The following is a 22,651-nucleotide window of genomic DNA, read 5'->3' on the forward strand; positions in this document are numbered from 1 at the left end:
TTTCCTCCTTATGCCTGTTTTACCCCGCCGTAACGCCGGTCGCGTTTGTTGTAGGCCATGATTGCTTTTTCCAGCTCTTCCTGGTCAAAGTCCGGCCACAGGCAGTTTGTCACGTAAATCTCGGTATAGGCAAGCTGCCACAGCAGATAGTTGGAAAGGCGGATCTCACCACTGGTGCGGATCAGAAGATCCGGATCCGGCATTCCGGCAGTATCCAGATACGATGCAACAACCTGCTCGGTGATCTCGGCTGCATTCTGTTTGCCATTCTGGCAGTCTTCCACCAGTTTTTTCACTGCGCGGGTGATCTCATCCCGACCGCCGTAATTGACCGCGATCACAAATGTAAGACCGGTGTTATCCTTTGTTTCCGATTCCAGGCGGTTAATGCCGTCGATGATATCCTGATCAAAACGGGTGCGGTCCCCAATCATCTTAACCCGGACATTGTTTGCAGATGCCACCTTCAGCAGCCGCACCATATAAAAACGGAACAGCTGCATTAACGCGCCTACTTCTTCCGCGGAACGTTTCCAGTTTTCCGTGGAAAAACCGTATACCGTTAAATATTCAATTCCCATGCGTGCTGCGATCTCAACCGTTTTTTCTACCGTTACGCAACCTTCCTTGTGTCCCATGGACCGCGGCAGACCGCGTTTTTTTGCCCAGCGGCCGTTGCCGTCCAGGATCAGGGCCACATGTTTTGGGATCACCATTCCCTCTAATTGTTCAGACATAATCTTCCTCCCACAATAGCATACAAAGAAATGGGGAAGATTGCTCTCCCCCACCTTTTTTACTAGACAGTCATAATCTCCTTGGTCTTTGTTTCGATAGCCTTGTCCACTTTCTCGATCATCTTATCGGTGATCTTCTGGATCTTTTCTTCGCCCTGCTTTAAATCATCCTCGGAGATATCTCCTGCTTTTTCCATTTTCTTGATGCTGTCGATGGCATCGCGGCGGATGTTACGGATTGCAACTTTCGCACCTTCCCCTTTTTTCTTTACATCTTTTGCAAGATCTTTACGGCGCTCCTCGGTTAATTCCGGGAATACCAGGCGGATCACGTTACCGTCGTTGGTCGGGTTGATGCCCAGATCAGAAACCAGGATTGCTTTCTCGATCTCCTTTAACAGATTCTTCTCCCAAGGCTGGATCACGATCATGCGTGCCTCCGGTACGCTGACGTTGCCGACCTGCTGGAGCGGGGTCGGGGTTCCGTAATAGTCTACACGGATGCGGTCCAGTACATGCGGGTTAGCACGTCCTGCGCGGATGGATGCGTACTCGTCGAGCAGCACGTCCAGAGATTTCTCCATTTTGTCCTCGTATAACTTTAAGTGTTCCTGCATAGTGTCCTCCTGTTAATCGACGGTCACGATCGTGCCGTTTATTTTACCCTGCATTGCGTTTGCAATGCTGTCTTTTTCATTTAAATCGAATACTGCCATAGGCATTTTGTGCTCCATGCACATGATGGATGCAGTCAGGTCAACCACAGCAAGCTTCTTGTCGATAACCTCCTGGATGCTGATGGTATCGTAGCGCTTTGCATCCGGATTCTTGGCCGGATCGCTGTCATAGACGCCGTCGATGGATTTTGCAAGCAGAATGCAGTCTGCGTCCATCTCCACGGCCCGCAGAGTGATGCCGGTATCGGTAGAGAAATACGGATGTCCGGTTCCTCCTGCAAAGAATACAACCTTGCCTTCCTCAAAATAGCGGTTTGCCTTATCCTTGGAAAACAGTTCTGTTACAGCGCCGCAGACAAACGGTGTCAGAACCTCTGTCTTCATGCCTGCATTGCGGAAGATTTCCGAAACATAAATGCAGTTCATGATGGTAGCCAGCATACCGATCTGGTCTGCTTTGGTACGCTCGATCGCGTCGCTGGTACGTCCTCTCCAGAAATTGCCTCCTCCGATGACAATGCCGACCTGAACGCCTGCATCAACGGAAATTTTCACCTGTCTGGCAACCTCTTTGACTGTATCTTCGTCAAAACCGGTTTTTTTCGGTCCGGCAAGTGCTTCACCGCTTAACTTCAAAAACACTCGTTTCATATCCATATGGTCAGATTTCTCCTTTTTAAATTCTAACGGTATCATACCATATCTTGCAGATTTTGAAAAGAGAAAAAAAACGTGTCGTTCTCAGACTGATTTTTCCGTTTCACGCACACCGATGCACAATAGTCTGGAAGTTCAAATTCCTGGAAACGGTACTGGCTGGCACGTTCACCGGCAAGGCGGGAAGGATCACCAAGTTCCATGGCAAAGCTGTCAAGGGGCATAGCCATGCCTTTTCCTTCTACTTTCAGAAAACTTTCTTTTAACGTCCATAAACGGCCAAATAACAGATCCCTTTCCTCTTCTGTTTTCGCAGATAAGAGGATCTGCTGCTCAGCAGGAGCAAAAAAACGTCTGGCTACCTCCATACGTGCTTTCTGTTTGCGTTCCACGTCACACCCGACAGGACAGGCCAGCCATTCCCGGGGACCAGAAAAAGTAGCTTTCTGTTCTGTCTCAATGCGTCCGACTGTCTCAGCACATCCAGAGTTCTTTTTGTCTTTCTGGCATGTAAAGGCAGCCATCACCATAGAGCCGGAATGTGACAGATTAAACTGAATTTCCGGATGGTTTTTCAGGCAAGGTTTTCCATTTTCAATCGCAGCAAACGTTTCGTCCCGCTCTTTCAGACCAAATTGGTTTAACCCGTAATCCAGAAGAAGCCCCGCACCAAGAGACAGCCGTTTGTCTGCCGCATAGCGGAGCTTTTCTATTTTATTCTGTCTTGCTGCAGAAAGACGACATTTTAGAGTCTCTTCTTCCGAAGCAGTGAGCGGGGCATCTGCACGCATCATATATACATATACTTCCATAAGGTTCTCCTCGCTTTTCTATTTTTCTGGCAACCTTAGACTTTCCTGAATTTATTTTCGATGAAATCTTTCTTAAAATGCAAAATGACCGGTTGGGGAACCGGTCATTTCAGGAGAAGGTATTTCGTTTTGTTGCAAAAACTATATAATGTATTGGGGGGTTTACGTCCATTATAGTATCATATCAGAAGCAAAAAGTGTGCACAAACTTGACAAAATTCATCATATTTTTTTGTGCATTTTAGTCAAGTAATGGGTGCGTTTCTGCTGATACATAGCCTGATCCGCCCGTTGAATCAGTTCATCAAGGTCTACCTGTCCGTGTTGTGCCGGAACACGCACAATTCCAAAACTGAAATTTTTCTCATATGGTTTTTCAGATTGCTTTGCAAAATCGTGCTGGATCCAGTACATTTTGCTGTATGCGACTTCTTTGGGGCAGTCTTTCAGGATAATGCAGAATTCATCGCCTCCAAGCCGCGCGAACAGATCATTCTCCCGCGTAATTTTCTTCACAGATTCCACAAAATGGCGGAGATACCAGTCTCCCTCACTATGCCCATAATTGTCGTTGACATACTTCAAATGATCCAGATCGCAGTAACAAAGCACCAGTTCCGTTTCTGACTGCAGCATCTGCTCTGCTTTCCGCTGAAAATAATAGCGGTTTCCAACCTGGGTCAGCGGATCAATGGATGCCTGCTGTTTTTCCTGCTGTGCCTCTTCGATCAGGAACCCTTCCCGCTGTTTTAACTGCTCTGTCATTGTGTTAAAAGCTTCCGAGAATTCCCCCAGATATGATACTTTCTGGGAATAATCTCCTTTGGCTACCTGCTTTGCCTGCCATGTCAGATGATTTAAGTTTGCATGGATATTCTTCAGGTTTTCACAAAGGAAATTGTCCCGTCCCGGCGTCTCCACGGAAAGAATTCCATTCGACAAAGCAGCGGAATACGCTTTCATCTCCTGCACTGCATGGTCCAGATACTTAAGACCCATGCCCAGCTTTTGAAATGGTTCATCCAGTTTTTCGAGTTCCAGCTTCTGCGGTTTCGCATCATACAGGATCTTTCCGCCAGGATCTGCCGTTCTTCCTCATGATCACTCCGGATCGTAAAGCGATAAACTACAGAGCCTTCCTTTTTACGAAGCTTTAAAAGCTTCTTCTGATCTTTGAGTGACACAATCACATGCGTCTGCCCGGCACGAAGTTTTTCCCTTGCCGCATCAAAATTCTCACATCCAAACAGGCGCAGCGCTTCCCGGTTGATCTGAAGAAGATTACGTCCCGGCACAGTATAAGCCATAACGCCGCAATTAATCTGATCCAGAAGGATCTTGACAAAACTATTCTGATACTGGAGTGTATCTGACAATGCTTTTTTATCGTGTTCCAATGATTCTGTTTTTTCTTTGTTTTGTTTTTCCGTATCCCGGTATGTATTTTTCAGATCCTGCAGCTGTTCCTGCTCCCGGCGTTTTTGCTCATCGATAACCTGATAGGTATAAAGTACCTTCTGGACATTTCCTGTCTGATCCCGTTCCGCTTCAATAAACTTTCCGCGGTTCCAGCCCGATATAACCACCTGGTAGTAAGTGTCCAGACAGACTTTGCCATTCATGCGTCCAGACAAGGTCGACAGATTGGTAAAATCCATATACACCATTATATCGTTTTACGACAAAAATATCTATAAAATGGACAAATTATTTTTTACACATTCTAATATTTTGTGATTCTTATCAGAATGATTGTATTATAAACAAAATTCATGTATAATATTTGCAGCGAATTTCTGTATTTGTTAAAAACATAACTTATTCAAACAGTAAAGAGGGATGAAACTATGACGGAGGCGGAACTTGATTATAAAAAGAGACTGCGCAGCATGGATGATATTCTTCATCAGATTTCCCGCATGGATCTTGCAGAGAACAAAGAAGGGCTCTCCGATACCATTCCAAGTCTCCTGAAATCCATCGGGAACTACACCTGTGCAGACCGGTTCTATCTTTATTGAATGGGCCACAAAGGAACATCTTGCGCTCAGCAATACTTATGAATGGTGTGCTCCCGGTATAAAACCGGAAATCGATAACCTGCAGAATATCCCGATCAGCCTCATGCCATCCTGAATGAACACATTCTGGAAACAGGAAACCGTTATCATTCATGAACTGGAAGAAATTGCCGGCAAATATCCACAGGAATATGATTTTCTGAAACCGCAGGGTATTATTTCAGAAAAAACTTTTCGATGACTTTTCCCAGGAACTTTCCGATGCCAGAACCAAATACAAAGGTACCAGTCTCGGTATGGCCATCACCAAACGATACGTTGAACTTATGAATGGACAATCCGGTCCATACCTTTGATCTGATCCTGATGGATATCATGATGCCGGAAATGGACGGCTACACTGCCACAAAATCCATCCGCACACTGTCAGACCGGCAGACGGCAAATGCATTCACGGAAGACATTCAGGCATCCATCCGGGCAGGCATGAACGACCACATTCCAAAACCGATTATTATGAAGCAGGTGGTAAAAGTCATTGCCAAAAATATCAGGCAGTAATCAACCAAACGATTCCGGAGCGCACCGCAAATATAAGAGCATAAAAAAAGCAGGCATCTTTTCAGCCTGCTTTTCTCATGCTCTTCTTATTCTCTTCTTATCTTCTGTGTTTGGTTTCTGTTAGCACAAACATATCCAACACCATTTTCCGTTTCTTTATAGCATTTTTATAGCATCTTGCCTACTTTTACAGCATCTCTGCAAGCGGACAGATTTTGATTTCTTCTTTTGTAAATGCCTCGCGGATCTTGGCAACAAAGGCAAGTGCGTTTGCACCGTCTCCGTGTACACAGATGGAATCAGCTTTCAGGGAAATATCTTTTCCGGTGATACTCGTTACTTTCTGCTCTTTTACCATGCGGATGACACGGGCGATCGCCTCATTTTCATCGGTGATCATTGCGCCCTCTTTGGTTCTGCTTACCAGGCTGCCGTCTTCTTCATAGGCACGGTCAGCAAACACCTCGGATGCTGCACGCAGACCGCAATCCTGTGCCGCACGGATCATCTCACTCCCGGAAAGAGCCATCAGGATCAGTTCCGGATCATACTCTGCGATTGCCTCACAGATACCACGCGCCAGCTTGTAATCCTTTGCCGCCATATTATAAAATGCGCCGTGCGGTTTTACATGCTGCATTTTCGCACCGGATGCCTTGCAGAACGCATCCAGGGCACCCATCTGGTAAAGTGTATACGCTTTCGCCTCTGCCGGAGACACATTCATATTCCGACGTCCAAATCCCATCAGATCCGGATATCCCGGATGCGCACCAACGCGAATGCCTGCCCCGTTTGCCATCTCGATCGTTTTCTTCATCACCACCGGATCAGATGCGTGAAATCCACATGCCACATTCGCGGACGTGATCAGCGGGATTACTTTATCATCCATACCAAGGGTGTAACGTCCAAAGCTTTCGCCCAAATCACTGTTTAAATCTACACAATACATTGGTAGTTCCTCCTGTCATGACTTATTTGATATGCATTGCCGTTTCAATAAACCCGGTATCTGCTTTTCCTTCCGCAAAGACCGGATGGCGCATGATCTGATACTGGAAATCCAGATTTGTCTCCACGCCGATCACAAGCATCTCATTGAGTGCAGAGCGCATCTTCATCAGTGCGGCTTCTCTTGTCGGAGCATGCACGATTACCTTTGCGATCATGGAATCATACTCTGACGGAATCTCATACCCCGTATACAGGCCGGTATCTACACGGACACCATTTCCGGCCGGCAGATGCAGATGTCTCACCACACCAGGACTCGGCATAAAGTTCTTTTCCGGAATCTCCGCGTTGATTCTGCACTCGATCGCATGACCGCGCGGACGTACCTCCTCCTGAGTAAAACTAAGCGGCTCTCCCATGGCTACCCGGATCTGCTCGATGATCAGATCCGTTCCCGTCACCATTTCCGTAACACCGTGCTCTACCTGGATTCTCGTGTTCATCTCCATAAAATAGAAATGTCCTGTTGGATCCACGATGAATTCGATGGTTCCCGCATTCGTGTAATGCACCGTCTTCGCCGCAAGGATCGCGCAGCGGTTCATCTCGGCACGCATCTCGTCCGTAACCGCCGGTGACGGAGACTCCTCGATCAGTTTCTGGTGATTTCTCTGCACGGAACAATCACGGTCTCCGAGCGCAACCACATTTCCAAAGGAATCTGCCATGATCTGGATTTCGACATGGCGTGGATTCTGGACAAACCGCTCAATGTACATCGTGTCATCGCCAAAAGCATTTGCGGATTCCCGCTGGGCAACGCCAAACTGGAACTCAAACTCATCGTCCGACATGGCAACACGCATGCCTTTTCCGCCTCCGCCAGAAGATGCTTTGATCATAACCGGATATCCAATTTCTTTTGCCAGCTGTTTTCCGACCTCCGCATCGTAAACCGGCTCCCTGGTTCCAGGAACTACCGGAACCCCGGCATCCATCATCGTCTTTCTCGCATGAGATTTATTTCCCATACGGTCAATAACCTCTGCATCAGGCCCAATGAACGCAATTTCATTTTCCTTGCACCGGCGTACAAATTCACTGTTTTCTGACAAAAAGCCATAACCTGGATGAATGGCATCCGCGCCCGTGTTCTTAGCTGCCATAATGATCTGATCCATATTTAAATAGTTGTTCTTTGCAGGTCCTTCCCCGATGCAGATTCTCTGGTCAGCAAGCTGAACATGAAGGCTGTTCTGGTCTTCCTTAGAATAGACCGCAACACTCTGGATTCCCATATTTCTGCACGCCCGGATGATGCGGACCGCAATCTCGCCACGATTGGCAATTAATATTTTTTCAAACATCGGCCGCTCCTCCTGCTCTTATAATCTCTTTACGCGGAACAGTGGCTGACCATATTCCACTTTCTGCTCATTGCTTACAAGAACAGCCTCGATCTCACAATCGAATTCACACTGGATCTCATTCATCAGCTTCATGGCCTCAAGGATACATACAGTCTGGCCATTTTTCACATGGTCACCGACTCTTACGAAAGCCGGGATGTCCGGACCTGATGCAGAATAAAACGTTCCGACGATCGGTGCGAGAATCAGCTCGATGTCATCGTTCTCCTCCTCTTTCTCTTCTGCAGCAGTCTGCGGTGCAGCTGCCAGAGCCGGAGCTGCCGGAAGTCCTGCCGTGATCACCGGCGGATGGGTCAGCTTGCTCATCGTAATCTTTGTATCTCCATCCTTAATGGAAAACTCCGTCAGGGAAGAATTCTCAATAATTTTTACCAGTCCTTCAATCTTCTCTAAATCCATATGAATAATCTCCTTATCCTTCTATTCGCTATCCTATTTTTAATCCGGAAACAGTCGTCTGAGACGTTTTGCAACCTGTCTGCATTCCAGAACTTCCTTACACGGTTTATGGATCTGTGCACGCATCGCCATATAACTCTTTTCTTCTTCCTTGTACAACCGCTGGGCTTCTTCAACGGAAACTTCCTGGAAGCGGATCTTATGATCTGTCTTTCTCTGCACCAGTTTCGGAATGTCCACACTGATGACAGTCGCAATCTTTGCATACCCACCGGTTGTCTGACGGTCTGCAAGCAAAATGATCGGTTTTCCATGGGACGGAACCTGAATCGATCCAAGTGCAATTCCTTCTGAAATAATATCTGACGTTGTCTTCGGCGCAATGAACGGTCCTTCCAGCCTGCATCCCATGCGGTCAAAATCACTCGTTACGGTATACTCTTCATGCAGGAAATTGTGAATTCCCTGCTTGCTGAACATGTGATTCTGCGGTCCCATCACAACACGCAGCATAACACTTTCCTGATCAAATTCGTGAATGTTCAGTTTTCTGGAAAGGAAGAACGGAAGATAATTTCTCTTAATACGGAAACTGATATAATCACCCTCCAGCAGTTTTCTTCCCTTAAATCCGCCAATCTTACTCTTTAAGCTTGTGCAGCGGCTTCCCATCACTACCGGAATTCTCAGGTAGCCAGAGAAAGAAATATAGCCGCGGCTTCCAGATCTTGCGCTTCCGAATTTTAAGATATCTCCTTTATTCATGTAAAGAGCGGTATACATTGGCACCGGCTCTCCATTCACCTCTGGCTGGAAATCTCCACCGGTGATCGCAATGATCGAAGCCGATGTGAACTCCAGAGTTGGACCGATCAGCGTAAATTCCAGAACCGCTTCATTCTCTGGATTATCGATCAGAAGATTTGCTATTTTAAACGAGCGGACATCCATTACCCCCGAAACACCGAATCCCTGGCTCTGATAGCCGCTTCGTCCAAGGTCCTGAACGGTTGTAAGCAGTCCCGCTTTTAATATACGGATTCCCATATTACACCTCACCTTCGCGAACCGTGCACTTATATTCTCCCAAATCGACCAGTTCTTTGATTCGCAGATATTCTTCTTCGTCTACCGGAACAAAGCGGATATAATCTCCCGCTTCAACCAAAATCGGGACCGCCCGCTCCGGATCATAAGTCTTTACCGGTGTCATTCCCATAAGCTGCCATCCGCCAGGGGACTCCATCGGATAAATACCGGTCTGGGAACCGCCGATTCCCACACTTCCGGCTTCAATCTTAATTCTTGGAGTAGCCAGTCTCGGCGTATGCAGCCTTTCATCCAGACCACCAAGGTAACAGAATCCCGGAAGAAAACCAAGCATATAGATCAGATAATCCTTGGAACTATGTAAAGCAATGACTTCATCCTCCGTCATACCTGCATGTTCTGCAATATAAGAAAGATCCGGACCATATTTTCCACCATAACAGACCGGAATTTCATAAATCTTCTTTTTCCCAGTCCCCGCCTTTGTCTCAACCTTCAAAAGCGTTTTCATCCGCTTTGTAATCTCACTGTAAGAAATAACACGCGGATCATAATTGATCAGCAGCGAGCAAAATGCAGGGATCACATCCTGAACACCTTCAATATGCTGTTCCCGCATCAGCTGAACTGTTGCTTTGATCTTTTGATTGATTTCGGGATTGATTTCATTGCCGAACTGAATCAGCAGCGAACTGTCTCCCGCTGTCAAAATATTAATTTCAGCCATATCTTAAATCTCCTTTTAAAAGGTAGTATCACGTAATCAGAAAGGGCCTGTCGCAAAATGCAGCTCGATATTTTCAACCTATCGTTATGCGCTTCATTTTGCTGCAGTCCCTTCTGTTTTTATATTTCATTTGAAGCAAACGTCATAACGCGACCAGTAATTCATAATCCCAGCCCGTGTGATGGTCGCTCACATTTCGCCAAATGACCGATACACTGCACTAGAACAGTCCGCCCATCTTTGTTACAAACGTCGGAATACCCATATATGCGGATAAGATCACAACAATAATTCCAAGAATCAGAAGGACTGTCGGATGATGATAATCCTGTCCCATGATCGACTTCATCTGAGAAGCAATCAGGCAGATACCAAGGGTAATCGGAAGGATCAGTCCATTAAATGCACCTGCAACAACCAACAGGGTTGCCGGATTTCCAAGAATGATCATAACTGCAGTAGAAACTACAATAAACGCGATGATCAAGGCATTTTCGTTCTTCTCAATCGACTTATTGAATGTCTTTAAGAAAGATACGGATGTGTAAGCTGCGCCAATGATCGAGGTAACTGCTGCACATAAAAGCACAAGTCCTGCAAAACGATATCCAATCTCACCTGCGCCCTGTTTGAACGCGCTTGCAGCCGGGTTGGATGCGTCAAGCTCCACACCGGCCTTGGAAACAACACCAAGTACAGCAAGGAACAGGAAAATACGAACAATTGTTGCAATCGTAATGCCCATAACGGAACTTCTGTTTACTTCTTTTAAGTTTTCCTCGCCGGTAATACCTGCATCAATCAGTCTGTGTGCACCCGCAAAGGTTATGTAACCACCAACGGTTCCGCCCATCAGGGTAAGGATTGCCGGGAATAACGGCTGAATACCGGTTGACGGAGCAAATGTATTTTTCAGAGCATCTCCTACCGGAGGTTTTACTACAATAATTACAATAAAGATAACCGCGATCATGATCGCTCCAAGTACCTTCGTCAGCGTATCCATGGCTGCTTTTGCATTTTTAAATAAGAAAACCATGATTGCAATCGCTGCTGCAATGACGTAACCCACTGTGGTCGGAATCCCAAGCAACGTATTCAAGCCTAATGCGCCACCGCCAACGTTACCAATGTTGAAAACAAGTCCACCAAGAACGATCATAAATGATACAAAATATCCAAGTCCCGGAAGAACTTTATTTGCGACATCCTGTCCACGTAGGCCTGTAATACAAAGGACACGCCAGATATTAATCTGTGCGATTGCCGCGAGGATGATCGATACCAGAATGACAAAGCCAAAACTGCCCTGATACTGACCCGTAAATGTGGATGTCTGAGTAAGGAAACCTGGTCCAATTGCAGATGTTGCCATCAAAAATGCTGCTCCCAAGAGCGCGCCGCCGCCTTTTTTCTTTTCACTCATATGAAGTCCTCCTGTCTAATAAAAATTTATGCAACCAACCGATCGGAAGCCGAGCAGTTACAATCCATACAGAAAACACATTCCCAAATTTTTTCTGTATGCGATAAATTGTTTCATAAGATAACTTCAAAAGTTCTTATGATACAAAAAAAGGGCAGACAAATCTTGCTTTAAAAGCGCCGTTGCCTTCCCATTGCAGACAGTATACGCCACATTTTCTGAAAATGCAACTAAAATCTTTATTTTTTTAATTTTACATTGAGTTGTATTTCTTTTTGCGCGCGTCCGAAGTTTTTCTTTTGTTTAAAACTTATGTTTTTTAAGTCTGTTGAACTATACTCCAGCGAAGGAGCGACATAATAACGGTACAGTTACCTTATATGCGCAATGATTTCAATCCACGCTCCCGCGAAGGAGCGACAAGCATCGTAGACAAACCGCACCTGTACATGCCAATTTCAATCCACGCTCCCGCGAAGGAGCGACGACACAGATATCCCAGAACAGCAGGAGCTGACAATTTCAATCCACGCTCCCGCGAAGGAGCGACAATATAGGACTTGTCAACATCGTCCATCTGTGTATTTCAATCCACGCTCCCGCGAAGGAGCGACAAAGGCATGGTGCGTGAGGGTAACTACTTTGACGATTTCAATCCACGCTCCCGCGAAGGAGCGACCGGATCAAACTGCATTTTACATTCTGGGCAGTAAGATTTCAATCCACGCTCCCGCGAAGGAGCGACACATTTCAGGATTGATTGTTGCGGGGGTATTCAAATTTCAATCCACGCTCCCGCGAAGGAGCGACGAACCCGGAAGCATCCAAACAGAACGCTACACCGATTTCAATCCACGCTCCCGCGAAGGAGCGACAGGGGATAATGTAGCCTGTGACTTCTTCTCATAAATTTCAATCCACGCTCCCGCGAAGGAGCGACAAGGGTTGCCATTGCTTCAATAGCACCCTGAATATTTCAATCCACGCTCCCGCGAAGGAGCGACGCTATATCCTAAACCGAATAATCGAAGCTATCATATTTCAATCCACGCTCCCGCGAAGGAGCGACTAAATCTCTCCTTCCGCCATCTTCCCTCTGCATCCAATTTCAATCCACGCTCCCGCGAAGGAGCGACTAAAATAAATAATCATATACTGATATCACTAATATTTCAATCCACGCTCCCGCGAAGGAGCGACTTGCAATACTCATTGTACGCCTTGTTCTGCTTCTATTTCAATCCACGCTCCCGCGAAGGAGCGACTGGATTTGGTGAGACCACGAATTTCTGAGGCACTATTTCAATCCACGCTCCCGCGAAGGAGCGACTACGGCGTTTATTTAATGTTATCGTATCAAGGAATTTCAATCCACGCTCCCGCGAAGGAGCGACGCAAATTCAGGGTTCGGTGTGATTACTGGTGGTGTATTTCAATCCACGCTCCCGCGAAGGAGCGACGTTATACCAGATGAACAGTTGCCGAGGTTTATGAATTTCAATCCACGCTCCCGCGAAGGAGCGACGTATACATCCGAGAAGAAGAGTACCAACCAATCATTATTTCAATCCACGCTCCCGCGAAGGAGCGACGTTGGTAATGGTCAATTCACTGTTGATTCATCAGATTTCAATCCACGCTCCCGCGAAGGAGCGACATCGCAGAGATCAGGATTGACCAGATCAACACAATTTCAATCCACGCTCCCGCGAAGGAGCGACACGCGAATTACGGATAGTGGAGTTATTTGCCCGGATTTCAATCCACGCTCCCGCGAAGGAGCGACTTCCAGAGGGCTTCCAACTGTTTACTAATCGTCTATTTCAATCCACGCTCCCGCGAAGGAGCGACTTAAAAGGGTGGTCTTGCCAGACCCCTTTTTACCATTTCAATCCACGCTCCCGCGAAGGAGCGACGGAGTACGGATGCGCATACGGAACCGTGTTTTTATTTCAATCCACGCTCCCGCGAAGGAGCGACATTAAAGTAGCAAGAGAGGTTCGGATCAAAGAGATTTCAATCCACGCTCCCGCGAAGGAGCGACTTCCAGAGGGCTTCCAACTGTTTACTAATCGTCTATTTCAATCCACGCTCCCGCGAAGGAGCGACTATAAGACTCCATTTACATCATCCTCATCTGTATATTTCAATCCACGCTCCCGCGAAGGAGCGACCAGGCACATTAATACTTGGTTCTCCAGAGCACAATTTCAATCCACGCTCCCGCGAAGGAGCGACGTAACTGACTTTCAGTGTACTGGGTACTGGAAATTTCAATCCACGCTCCCGCGAAGGAGCGACGTGGTGGCAGGGGCAGTTTTACAGCCGGACAGGATTTCAATCCACGCTCCCGCGAAGGAGCGACATAAAGCGGTGCTGAAATGTATCAGGCATTAGTATTTCAATCCACGCTCCCGCGAAGGAGCGACTCGTAGCTGCAGGTGACATGATGAATGCAGCAAAAGATTTCAATCCACGCTCCCGCGAAGGAGCGACCTTTCTAACTATTCGTTAAAATCTCCACTTTCGCATTTCAATCCACGCTCCCGCGAAGGAGCGACACTTTCGCGAATAATCACGGCGAGCCATACACATAATTTCAATCCACGCTCCCGCGAAGGAGCGACGCGGCACCAATGATAAAGATACCAAGATAGATGATTTCAATCCACGCTCCCGCGAAGGAGCGACCGTATTACCCGCGATAACTCATACGGTCTGGAACCATTTCAATCCACGCTCCCGCGAAGGAGCGACGAGATATGCGCACTTGAATCTGACTGCATAGACGGATTTCAATCCACGCTCCCGCGAAGGAGCGACTTTAGCTAATTTTTCAAACTTATTTTTGAGGTGTATTTCAATCCACGCTCCCGCGAAGGAGCGACATGTTACCGTAGTAGGGAGTGTTTAATGTGGTGCGATTTCAATCCACGCTCCCGCGAAGGAGCGACAAAAATCTGGATGATATATTAAATTAAGATTTTCTTATTTCAATCCACGCTCCCGCGAAGGAGCGACACATGTGTTCTCCACCATTCGCATATTGATTCGCGATTTCAATCCACGCTCCCGCGAAGGAGCGACAAAAATGATAACATCAAAACAGTATTGGCTTATATTTCAATCCACGCTCCCGCGAAGGAGCGACTTGATGCAATCGACCCAGTTGCTTTATCCATAAGCGATTTCAATCCACGCTCCCGCGAAGGAGCGACTATGCGGCCGTAAACCAGTATCCATGATTTTTGATTTCAATCCACGCTCCCGCGAAGGAGCGACTTCCTGTATCCGTCTGGCGGACGGGAGATAATTATATTTCAATCCACGCTCCCGCGAAGGAGCGACTGCATTTACTATTTAATGGGGATAAATAGGGGCGAATTTCAATCCACGCTCCCGCGAAGGAGCGACTGCATTTATCACTAATTTTCTTTCTCCAACATACAATCTTCTCTCACATTTCGCACAAATCATATTTTTAGGATGTTTCAAATTGATTTCGATAAATGCTCATTTAACACGTTTTGTTACTTTTTTCGGGTGCGAGTCTCCTGTCATTTTTATGTACACTTTCGACTCGCACCGAACACGTACTACATAATCAATACCTGATCAGCAGCTGTGCCGCGGTCTACGCCTACATGCTCGATTTTCGTCTGGTATTTATTTCCCAAATAATAAAATCTCAGGCTGTCCACCTCAGCATCTATGATATCTGTCAGAATGGATTTTAGCATAATGCATTGGGCGTTATCGAGAATGCATTCGAACACAGAATTTTGCACTCTTCGCCCGTAGTTCACACATTGCTTGGCAACTTTTCGCAAGCGGGCTCTTCCTGCTGCTGTTTCTGTATTTACATCATAAGTAATCAATACAAGCATCTTCTGCCACCTCACTTCCAAAGGAAAACCGGATAGGAATCCAGGTCACCACGCAGATATCTTGCAAGGAGCATAGCCTGAACATATGGAACCATTCCCCATTCTACTTTTTCGCCCAGATATGGGTGTGTGATGATGTCTTTTTTTCGATTCTGCCATTCCGTCAACAGTTTCTTTCTCAGATCATCATCCATAAGAACGGCACCGTTTTCTTTTTTCGTAAAGTTTTTTCCACTTACAATCTTTTTGTTTACCAGAGACAATACAAACCTGTCTGCCATGACGGCTCGTAATTCTTCGATCAAATCTAAAGACAAAGAGGCTCGCCCCGGGCGCTCCGTATGAAGATATCCTACGCACGGATCCAGACCAACGCATTCCAATGCGGAAGTAATTGAAGTGGTCAGCAGCGTGTATACAAAGGATAACATCGCATTGATGTTATCTAACGGCGGACGTTTATTTCGTCCTGTAAACGGAAAGTCTTTCTTCTGCTGCAAAATCAACTGATCAAACACACCAAAATAAATACTGGCTGCCTCTCCCTCATATCCACGAAGCTGATCTTTACTCTGACTGTTCCGTATCCATTCCAGGCTGTCCTTTAACTGTGACGATGCTGTCTTGACCCGTTCCACATCAATCTGCATGGGATGATCCCGAAGTGCACGCTCCAGGACCCATCTTGCATTATATACTTTGCCCATGATACAGTTTCTGGCAATTTCCATGCTCATGGTTTCACTTTTACTGCTCTCATACTGCTGTTCTCGCAAAATGACATTGCCGCGTACTTTCCCACTGATTCTTGCCAGGAATTTTCCCTGTGGTGTCAGATAACATAACGAAATATTACGATCAACGCATGCTCCCATCAGTGCGGGGCTTGTTCCTCTGTAGCCGAACGAAACGATTCCTTCCAGATTATGTAACGGTAATCTTCCGCATTCTGTATCTGCATCGTAAATCACAATATTTTCACCGTCAAGTGACAAATAACTGTTTTCCGAAGTGACATAAAGCGTATTCAATAATTTCTTCATTCGGTTTCCTCCAGCCTTTGCTCAAGATAATGTTTTACAGTCCCGCTCCTTGCCAGTTTTGGCAGACACAGATCCTTCAGAGAACAGGAATTACATGCCTTACTCGGTTTCACTTTCGGTGTATATCTGCGTGCAAAATACTGGTGCATTTCCTGAAACATTGCTTTTACTTCAGTCCGCAGATCATCTGTAACCGGTACCACTTCGCGCCTTCTGGTTTCGCCGTAAAAAAGTGCACCTTCTGGTATCTCTGTCGAAAACATTTCTTCCAGACACATAGCCTGTGCAACAAGCTGAAGGATATCTTCCTCCGAATGTTTTGGTTTTCCTTTCTTGTATTCTACCGGGTACACAGAATACGTGCCTCGGTGTCCATACAACTGAATTCCGTCTTCGCATTTATGAAACTCCACGATGTCACATTCTCCGCTGATTCCCATAATTCTGGATGATACCGGAAGCGCACGGGCGATGATTGTATCTTTCCGTTTCTCAGTAATGTAAGGGTCGTGTGCCTTTTTGTGCATCAGTTCTCCAATCACGGTATGTTCATTTTCCTCCCACTGCTGCTCAATATGAATCAGCGCCCACTGTCTCCTGCAGAATTTAAAATGCTGAATACCAGATATCATCAAATAATCATCTTCGGAATATTCCATTATATCATCCTTTTCACAGATATAGTCTCCGGGATATTTTCTGTGTGCACACATACGGTGTAATCCTGATATTTTCTCGGATATACAACATCCTCCTTGCGTTTCACTTCAACTGCATCAAACAGTTTATAGGCCGGGCAATCTCCCAACTCCTTGCTGTGTTTGAATACAATCAGTTCCCTCACAGCCATTTTTCCACGTGCTGCTGAGTGATCATGCTCAAACATATTGATGATCGCCTCCCATAAAAGTTCCAGGTCTTCTTCCGAAAATCCGGTTACCTTTCTTGCCAGATTTGCAGAAACATAACCTTCTACCCGGTAAAGCGCATACGGAACAATATTCTTCCGTCCCATTTCTGTATTCTTGCTTTCTGCATCTTTTTCGGTCGTGATGGCAACTCGGGTGATAGCAACTTCCTGACTGATAATCGGATCAATGCTCCGCGCAAATCCAAGCTGTACCGGACCACGCACCTGTCCACAGTTCAATGCTGCCTTTACAAAGGTTGTCATAACAGCTCCGAAGGTACGGATATCAAAAAAGTTGCTGCACATGTAATCACGGATCTTCACATCTGCATCCGGATCATTTTTCTTTAACTTTTTCAATTCTTCCGTCACTTTCTTCTCATCCGTTTCTGTGATTCCCATGGACTCACATGCTGTGCGGTCACTCCGGTTTAACGGAACATCCTCGCGAATGTAAATCTGATACCCAGGTTCCCCTTCCTTTACCAGGTCAATATAATTGCGGATTTTCCGTTTCAGGCAGACATCGGTAACCAGCCCCAGACCACTTTCCGGATCGATACGCGGCATATTTCCTGCATCCGGATCTCCGTTTGGATTTCCATTCTCCACATCAAATAATGCGACAAATTCATATCGGTTTTTGATTGCTTCAGCCATTTACTTATCCTCCCGTTTCTTATATTTTTCCTGCATCTGATGGTAATACCCAAGGTCAAACTTCCCCTGCTCCTCCAAAGTCAGGCGCAATGGAAAACTTGTTTCTTCTTCCAATTTGTCCATGATTTCAGCCAAGAGTTCTTCATAATCATCCTTTAACTTCGTCTTCTCCCGCTCCAGCTTTTTGATATGACTATTCTTAAGCTTAATCAGGACCGGAAATACAACTGCCGGAGTCGCACATGCGGAATTGAAATAGCGGTCCCGGATCGTGGCTTTGATTTCCGGATTTGCATCCTTCTGAATCGATTCCAACACGGCAAATAAGCGTCCCAGCACATAAGCCTTATCCCGGCTTTCTTTATTCAATCCCATATAATTCTCCCCTTTCTCCCAATTGCAATTGCGGATCAAATATGCTTTTATCATGGCTGCGCGCCCCCAGGTAACAGTTCCCTGTTCCGCGCGAATCCGGATCAGCAGATCTGTAAACAGACTTGCTGGATACCGGTCTCCGGATATGACGGCCTGCATAACCATAGCTGCCATATTGGGCACCGGCTTTTTATCTTTCGATTTCTGATTGGCCGTTTCATCTAACATCTCCCGAACACCAAGATATTCCCGTTCCTCCCATTTGGGTTTTACGATATCCATGTTCCGGTAATGCGCAGCAATGTTTTCCAATATATTTCCAAAAGAATCTTCATAAAAGAAACGCACAGATAATCGTGCTGCATTCGCTGCAATCCCCAGAATATAAAATTTTTGTTCCGGGTCAATCTCAATATCATCCAGATCGATATATTTCTGCTTTTGTAAACCATCAAACACTTTCTGGATTTCTCTCTGATTATCATGATTGGGCGTTATCACAAACGAGAATGCTTTCTGGCACGCTTCCTGCCCGCTTTCAGCCCAGTATACAATCATGGTATCGCCAAGCTGAAGCCGGTATTTATTCTGATCCAGCAGATAATTCAGCGCTGTCGTATACGCAAACTCCGCATACCTTCCGACCGGAGCATTATAACTCTGCTCTTTTCCATACGATTCAAAGGCCGGTGCATTAAAGGAAACCAGGGCAGCACCGCTGGACTGCGCTCCCGGTACCCCTTTTATCGTCCTGTGAATTCGTGATATTTCAGCCGGTTTTCCAGTCACCATGCAGATGCCATCTGTTTTCTGATCATCTCCAGTCTGAGTTTCATCCCAGCCTGCGCGAATGGCAGCATCAGCCTGCGCTTCCTCTTCATTCATGCAAAAAATCAGGTTGCCGCCATCTGTAATTTCATCCCAGTGTTCCCGTATTAACGCATTTTCGCTTGCCTGTGAAGGATTCCATGTTTCAAAATAGGTACGGACTGCGTTTGCCATAGTACTATCCACGTTTTGAAGTAATTTCAAATGTTTTTCTTTCGCTGCTAAAAAGCAATCTTGCACACGGCCAGAGCTTCCGTCTTTATCAATTCCCAGCAAATACTTGGAATTATCGCAAAGATAATTGGCCGCAACACCAGAAGACCTGGTTACCATTTGTGGCACCGACTTCTGTGCCGGCTGCAAGACTTTCTTTTTTCCACGTTCTTCTTCATGCTTTAAAGACAGAATTTCCTTTACCGTTCCATCTTTTGTAAGATTAATCCCATATGAAACTTTTGCCTGACACCAGCCCAGTTTAGAAACGCTTCCCTGTTTTGCTAAATTTTCATAATGCCTGACCAATGTTTCCAGAATCACCGTATCACCTCACAGTTTCTCAGATCAATGCATCCACGTTTCATAACGGCCCGGAAAAACATAGGCTGGATGTCGTTTTGGTCCGAATAATCCAGATCATACAACATGTAACCCAGATCTTTTTCCGGTATTGCATCATACCAGGTTTGTACTTCGTCCTCTTCACACAGAGCAAAATGCGCCGGGAACTCTCTGCAGCCAAAATAAGGCATATGATAACATTCCCCCCTCCTTAAGCGCCTCATGGTAATATCCTTAAACTTTCCAGGATTATCCGTTTTGCTTGCATAATCCGTCATTTCAAAATGTGCTTCAATCACATATTCCACGTCGGTCAAAATAATGGATGCCCGCTGCACGATATCTTCTTTTGTATTGAGATAAAGTGGTTTGTCTACTCCATTATACACTTGCAGCACATTACTTGCAGAGATCTTGCTCTTTACCTCATTTCTCCGCACACTCGTGAAACGGATCGGCTTTTTGACATAGATTTTATCTACGACCCATTTCAACCCCGGATGCCAGTATACTGCCTCCAAAATTCCCCTTGCTGCAGACGGTGTTATGACATCGTACGAACATCGTTCTACTTTCATTTCCGGTCTGGTGAATAATGCATACGGTCCCCAGACACGGACCTTAACTCCCACAGCCATAGTATTCACCCCTTTCCTATATTTCCATAATTACAAATTTCTTCCATTCACCGATACCTCTGTGATTAGCATTCACACATACATGTCCAGTAACAGGATTTTCCGATTCTTCTCATTTCAAATCGGCCAACCATTCATCCGATAAATAATGCCATACCCTGCTCAACACCCAAATCAAGTCCCATCTCATCCGTATACTGGGTATCTAAAATCAGTTCATAGAAATCTTCCAGATCCTCTGAAATCGGCCGTAACATCCCGGCACCATTCATTTTTTCAAACTCTTTGTCATAAATACTGACACAATATTGCTGGGCTTTCCGCAATGTACCTTTCGTATATCCCTGAAAACGCAGTTGCTGTAAAATCTGGCCAGCTTCTTCCTCCCGATTGATAAAAACAGTTTTATTGCCTTCTTCAATCAGACGGAATTCATTTCCGACTTTCGCAAAATGATAATCCTTGTTTTTAAATTCAGACAGTACCTCTTTTTTATCCATCTGATCTTCTTTATAATGGTATAACATCTTAAAATAACAGGTAATACTTTCTGGATCTGAAAGATCAGCACCATCTTTTAAAAGAGATTTGGCCGCATCCATCTGTTGTCTCTGGCTTGGGACATTCTCTGCACCTTCAAAATCAAAAATATAAACCCGGCTATCCTGGAGCGGCCGTTTTCCTTCCCTGTTGCATCTTCCTGCTGCCTGGATCATAGAATCTACACCTGCGATCTGGCGGTACACGGTTTCAAAATCAAGATCAACCCCTGCCTCTACCAGGCTGGTAGAAATCAGGATACATGTTTCTCCCTGCTTCAGCCGGCTGCGTATCAATTTCAAAACTCTTCTTCTATGATTGGGATACATCGTCGTTGATAAATGAAATACACCATCGCCCTTCAAACGCTGATACAGATGTTGTGCCCGTTTTTTGGTATTCACAACACAAAGTGCCTGATGTTCTCCCAGCAGACGTTCTGCCATGACTTCCTCGGACACGACTCCAATATTTTCAAACTGTGCCCGTTTAAAGAAAGAAAACTGTTCTTCCATTCTTGGGCATAGCTCCGTAATCTTCCATGATTTTTGAAACAACTCTGTGAATGCAGGCTGCGTAGCGGTGCACAAAACAATGCTGGAGCGATAATTTGCTGCCAATTCCTCTAACATCAACAGACAAGGTTTTAGATATTCAATTGGAAACATCTGTGCTTCATCAAATATGATTACACTATTAGCAATGTTATGAAGTTTTCTGCATTTTGACGATTTGCTGGCAAACAAAGATTCAAAAAACTGTACATTCGTCGTCACCACAACCGGCTTGTCCCAATTTTCCGATGCCAGCTGCATGGGCCGGAGCTCTTCTGAACTGGTATAATCCACATTGCTATGATGTTCCAGAACATTCTGCTCTCCTAAAATCTCCCGAAATACAGCCGCATTCTGCTCGATGATACTGGTGTAAGGAATGACATAAATAATATGATCCATATGGTGTGCTGCCGCATGACAGAGGGCAAATGCAAGCGATGCCACTGTTTTTCCGCCGCCTGTTGGAACAGTCAGCCGGAACAAACCACGTTCTGCGCTCTGCCCTGTTTCCATGCAATGCTGTAAAATTTCGGTTCGTCTTCCATTGATTGTATCAATATCTTTCACGTTCAGCCAATCCACAATATGATCTTCAAGTTTTTTCAAGAGAACATTCATAGCTTCGCCCTGTTCCCGCTCCGTCTTACCGTTTTGCATAAAACATTCCGTATCCAGAAAATCCGCATCTACCAGACAGGAATACAGCATACGGATAAATACGCTCAATGAGAAATCCGGATCTGGCGTCATGTTCGGATCAAACGGCATTGTTTGCAATTGCGGAAATGTTATCTCATCCACATAATGATGATAATCCGGTATTTTCTTTTTCAATCGACCAACCAGTGAGGAACGTTCGGACTTATTTCCGTAATCCGGTAGCCCCGCATGGTGACCTGCGATACAATATTCTAATATCGGATAAAGTCCGCCCTTTTTCTCGCACTCCTGCGCACCGGCTGTCGCATGATCAACCCGGTCATCGCTTTCCGTTTGAATCTTTTTTTGGAATTCATCAGAATACTTTCCTATGTCATGAAGCATTCCACAACAGTATCCCCAGTCCTGTTTGCAAAAAGCATCTGCAAAAATTCCTGCCAGATTCGCAGTCCCCTCCAAATGATCCAAAACCGACTGTTGCCGTTCTCCATCTTTGTGTGCAATATATTTCACAGTACATTCCTTTCCGCGCAATGCGCAA

21 protein-coding genes and 1 CRISPR repeat array are annotated in these 22,651 nt (G+C 45.7%); of the genes, 2 read left to right on the forward strand and 19 right to left on the reverse strand.

Annotated elements, in window-relative coordinates; all coding sequences use genetic code 11:
- Window positions 1-8: 8 nt before the first annotated feature.
- The 6 genes from DXB18_RS03680 to DXB18_RS03705 all read right to left on the reverse strand — a co-directional run bounded on the left by DXB18_RS03680 (window position 9) and on the right by DXB18_RS03705 (window position 4,541).
- Window positions 9-737, reverse strand: a complete 729-nt coding sequence (locus tag DXB18_RS03680; RefSeq protein WP_118706036.1) for an isoprenyl transferase — start codon at window positions 735-737, stop codon at window positions 9-11.
- A 62-nt stretch (window positions 738-799) separates the two neighbouring features.
- On the reverse strand, window positions 800-1,354 hold the full coding sequence (gene frr, locus DXB18_RS03685) for a ribosome recycling factor (protein ID WP_118540426.1): 555 nt from the start codon (window positions 1,352-1,354) through the stop codon (window positions 800-802).
- A gap of 12 nt (window positions 1,355-1,366) precedes the next feature.
- Window positions 1,367-2,071 (reverse strand): UMP kinase, encoded by a 705-nt coding sequence (gene pyrH, locus DXB18_RS03690; RefSeq protein WP_118540425.1) that lies wholly within the window; start codon window positions 2,069-2,071, stop codon window positions 1,367-1,369.
- Between the two features lie 35 nt (window positions 2,072-2,106).
- Window positions 2,107-2,883, reverse strand: coding sequence for a 4'-phosphopantetheinyl transferase superfamily protein (locus DXB18_RS03695; protein WP_118540424.1), 777 nt, complete (start codon window positions 2,881-2,883; stop codon window positions 2,107-2,109).
- 222 nt (window positions 2,884-3,105) lie between these two features.
- Entirely contained in the window at window positions 3,106-3,882 is a 777-nt protein-coding gene (locus DXB18_RS03700) for a GGDEF domain-containing protein (RefSeq protein ID WP_118540423.1), read from the reverse strand.
- Window positions 3,843-4,541, reverse strand: a complete 699-nt coding sequence (locus DXB18_RS03705; protein ID WP_118706038.1) for a hypothetical protein — start codon at window positions 4,539-4,541, stop codon at window positions 3,843-3,845. Before DXB18_RS03705 ends, DXB18_RS03700 begins: the two co-directional genes overlap by 40 nt.
- Before the next feature lie 189 nt (window positions 4,542-4,730).
- On the opposite strand from DXB18_RS03705, the gene DXB18_RS16095 reads away from it, so the two are divergent.
- Both DXB18_RS16095 and DXB18_RS03715 read left to right on the forward strand, forming a co-directional pair.
- Window positions 4,731-4,904 carry a hypothetical protein gene (locus tag DXB18_RS16095; RefSeq protein WP_182430453.1) on the forward strand — a complete coding sequence of 58 codons (174 nt, stop codon included), beginning with the start codon at window positions 4,731-4,733 and terminating at the stop codon, window positions 4,902-4,904.
- A gap of 330 nt (window positions 4,905-5,234) precedes the next feature.
- The gene (locus DXB18_RS03715; RefSeq protein WP_118706040.1) at window positions 5,235-5,465 is read left to right on the forward strand and encodes a response regulator; all 231 of its coding nucleotides are present in this window, start codon (window positions 5,235-5,237) and stop codon (window positions 5,463-5,465) included.
- A gap of 187 nt (window positions 5,466-5,652) precedes the next feature.
- Here DXB18_RS03715 and DXB18_RS03720 read toward each other — a convergent pair whose 3' ends face one another.
- From DXB18_RS03720 to cas3, 13 genes are all read right to left on the reverse strand, one after another.
- Window positions 5,653-6,420, reverse strand: a complete 768-nt coding sequence (locus tag DXB18_RS03720) for a 5-oxoprolinase subunit PxpA (protein ID WP_118540420.1) — start codon at window positions 6,418-6,420, stop codon at window positions 5,653-5,655.
- Between the two features lie 22 nt (window positions 6,421-6,442).
- The gene (gene accC, locus DXB18_RS03725) at window positions 6,443-7,789 is read right to left on the reverse strand and encodes an acetyl-CoA carboxylase biotin carboxylase subunit (protein ID WP_118706042.1); all 1,347 of its coding nucleotides are present in this window, start codon (window positions 7,787-7,789) and stop codon (window positions 6,443-6,445) included.
- A gap of 18 nt (window positions 7,790-7,807) precedes the next feature.
- Complete coding sequence (gene accB / locus DXB18_RS03730; protein ID WP_118540418.1) at window positions 7,808-8,251, reverse strand: acetyl-CoA carboxylase biotin carboxyl carrier protein; 444 nt, start codon at window positions 8,249-8,251, stop codon at window positions 7,808-7,810.
- A 39-nt stretch (window positions 8,252-8,290) separates the two neighbouring features.
- Window positions 8,291-9,298: a biotin-dependent carboxyltransferase family protein gene (locus tag DXB18_RS03735; RefSeq protein WP_118540417.1), complete on the reverse strand. Its 1,008-nt coding sequence runs from the start codon at window positions 9,296-9,298 to the stop codon at window positions 8,291-8,293.
- Window position 9,299: 1 nt separating this feature from the next.
- Window positions 9,300-10,028, reverse strand: coding sequence for a 5-oxoprolinase subunit PxpB (gene pxpB / locus DXB18_RS03740; protein ID WP_118706044.1), 729 nt, complete (start codon window positions 10,026-10,028; stop codon window positions 9,300-9,302).
- Window positions 10,029-10,248: 220 nt separating this feature from the next.
- Window positions 10,249-11,454, reverse strand: a complete 1,206-nt coding sequence (locus tag DXB18_RS03745) for an NRAMP family divalent metal transporter (protein ID WP_118706046.1) — start codon at window positions 11,452-11,454, stop codon at window positions 10,249-10,251.
- A gap of 325 nt (window positions 11,455-11,779) precedes the next feature.
- Window positions 11,780-14,868: a CRISPR direct-repeat array (repeat unit 31 nt; unit sequence ATTTCAATCCACGCTCCCGCGAAGGAGCGAC).
- A 182-nt stretch (window positions 14,869-15,050) separates the two neighbouring features.
- Entirely contained in the window at window positions 15,051-15,341 is a 291-nt protein-coding gene (cas2, locus tag DXB18_RS03750) for a CRISPR-associated endonuclease Cas2 (RefSeq protein WP_118540414.1), read from the reverse strand.
- An 11-nt stretch (window positions 15,342-15,352) separates the two neighbouring features.
- Window positions 15,353-16,384, reverse strand: coding sequence for a type I-C CRISPR-associated endonuclease Cas1c (cas1c, locus tag DXB18_RS03755; RefSeq protein WP_118540413.1), 1,032 nt, complete (start codon window positions 16,382-16,384; stop codon window positions 15,353-15,355).
- Window positions 16,381-17,043, reverse strand: coding sequence for a CRISPR-associated protein Cas4 (gene cas4 / locus DXB18_RS03760; RefSeq protein WP_118540412.1), 663 nt, complete (start codon window positions 17,041-17,043; stop codon window positions 16,381-16,383). The genes cas1c and cas4 overlap by 4 nt, the downstream gene beginning before the upstream one ends.
- Window positions 17,043-17,954, reverse strand: coding sequence for a type I-C CRISPR-associated protein Cas7/Csd2 (gene cas7c, locus DXB18_RS03765; protein ID WP_118540411.1), 912 nt, complete (start codon window positions 17,952-17,954; stop codon window positions 17,043-17,045). The genes cas4 and cas7c overlap by 1 nt, the downstream gene beginning before the upstream one ends.
- A complete protein-coding gene (gene cas8c, locus DXB18_RS03770) occupies window positions 17,955-19,694 on the reverse strand; it encodes a type I-C CRISPR-associated protein Cas8c/Csd1 (RefSeq protein ID WP_118706048.1) in 1,740 nt (579 codons plus the stop codon). It lies immediately after the preceding gene.
- Window positions 19,691-20,353: a type I-C CRISPR-associated protein Cas5c gene (gene cas5c, locus DXB18_RS03775; protein ID WP_118540409.1), complete on the reverse strand. Its 663-nt coding sequence runs from the start codon at window positions 20,351-20,353 to the stop codon at window positions 19,691-19,693. Before cas5c ends, cas8c begins: the two co-directional genes overlap by 4 nt.
- Window positions 20,354-20,487: 134 nt before the next feature.
- Window positions 20,488-22,623, reverse strand: coding sequence for a CRISPR-associated helicase Cas3' (cas3, locus tag DXB18_RS03780; RefSeq protein ID WP_118706050.1), 2,136 nt, complete (start codon window positions 22,621-22,623; stop codon window positions 20,488-20,490).
- Window positions 22,624-22,651 lie beyond the last annotated feature (28 nt).

Source organism: Clostridium sp. OM02-18AC (genome assembly GCF_003481825.1).
In the GTDB taxonomy this organism is placed as follows: Bacteria; Bacillota; Clostridia; order Lachnospirales; family Lachnospiraceae; genus Brotaphodocola.

Coding starts and splice junctions, on each gene's coding strand:
- DXB18_RS03680 (WP_118706036.1), bottom strand. CDS start 737: ATGTCTGAACAATTAGAGGGAATGGTGATCCCAAAACATGTGGCCCTG.
- frr (WP_118540426.1), bottom strand. CDS start 1,354: ATGCAGGAACACTTAAAGTTATACGAGGACAAAATGGAGAAATCTCTG.
- pyrH (WP_118540425.1), bottom strand. CDS start 2,071: ATGGATATGAAACGAGTGTTTTTGAAGTTAAGCGGTGAAGCACTTGCC.
- DXB18_RS03695 (WP_118540424.1), bottom strand. CDS start 2,883: ATGGAAGTATATGTATATATGATGCGTGCAGATGCCCCGCTCACTGCT.
- DXB18_RS03700 (WP_118540423.1), bottom strand. CDS start 3,882: ATGGGTCTTAAGTATCTGGACCATGCAGTGCAGGAGATGAAAGCGTAT.
- DXB18_RS03705 (WP_118706038.1), bottom strand. CDS start 4,541: ATGGATTTTACCAATCTGTCGACCTTGTCTGGACGCATGAATGGCAAA.
- DXB18_RS16095 (WP_182430453.1), top strand. CDS start 4,731: ATGACGGAGGCGGAACTTGATTATAAAAAGAGACTGCGCAGCATGGAT.
- DXB18_RS03715 (WP_118706040.1), top strand. CDS start 5,235: ATGGACAATCCGGTCCATACCTTTGATCTGATCCTGATGGATATCATG.
- DXB18_RS03720 (WP_118540420.1), bottom strand. CDS start 6,420: ATGTATTGTGTAGATTTAAACAGTGATTTGGGCGAAAGCTTTGGACGT.
- accC (WP_118706042.1), bottom strand. CDS start 7,789: ATGTTTGAAAAAATATTAATTGCCAATCGTGGCGAGATTGCGGTCCGC.
- accB (WP_118540418.1), bottom strand. CDS start 8,251: ATGGATTTAGAGAAGATTGAAGGACTGGTAAAAATTATTGAGAATTCT.
- DXB18_RS03735 (WP_118540417.1), bottom strand. CDS start 9,298: ATGGGAATCCGTATATTAAAAGCGGGACTGCTTACAACCGTTCAGGAC.
- pxpB (WP_118706044.1), bottom strand. CDS start 10,028: ATGGCTGAAATTAATATTTTGACAGCGGGAGACAGTTCGCTGCTGATT.
- DXB18_RS03745 (WP_118706046.1), bottom strand. CDS start 11,454: ATGAGTGAAAAGAAAAAAGGCGGCGGCGCGCTCTTGGGAGCAGCATTT.
- cas2 (WP_118540414.1), bottom strand. CDS start 15,341: ATGCTTGTATTGATTACTTATGATGTAAATACAGAAACAGCAGCAGGA.
- cas1c (WP_118540413.1), bottom strand. CDS start 16,384: ATGAAGAAATTATTGAATACGCTTTATGTCACTTCGGAAAACAGTTAT.
- cas4 (WP_118540412.1), bottom strand. CDS start 17,043: ATGGAATATTCCGAAGATGATTATTTGATGATATCTGGTATTCAGCAT.
- cas7c (WP_118540411.1), bottom strand. CDS start 17,954: ATGGCTGAAGCAATCAAAAACCGATATGAATTTGTCGCATTATTTGAT.
- cas5c (WP_118540409.1), bottom strand. CDS start 20,353: ATGGCTGTGGGAGTTAAGGTCCGTGTCTGGGGACCGTATGCATTATTC.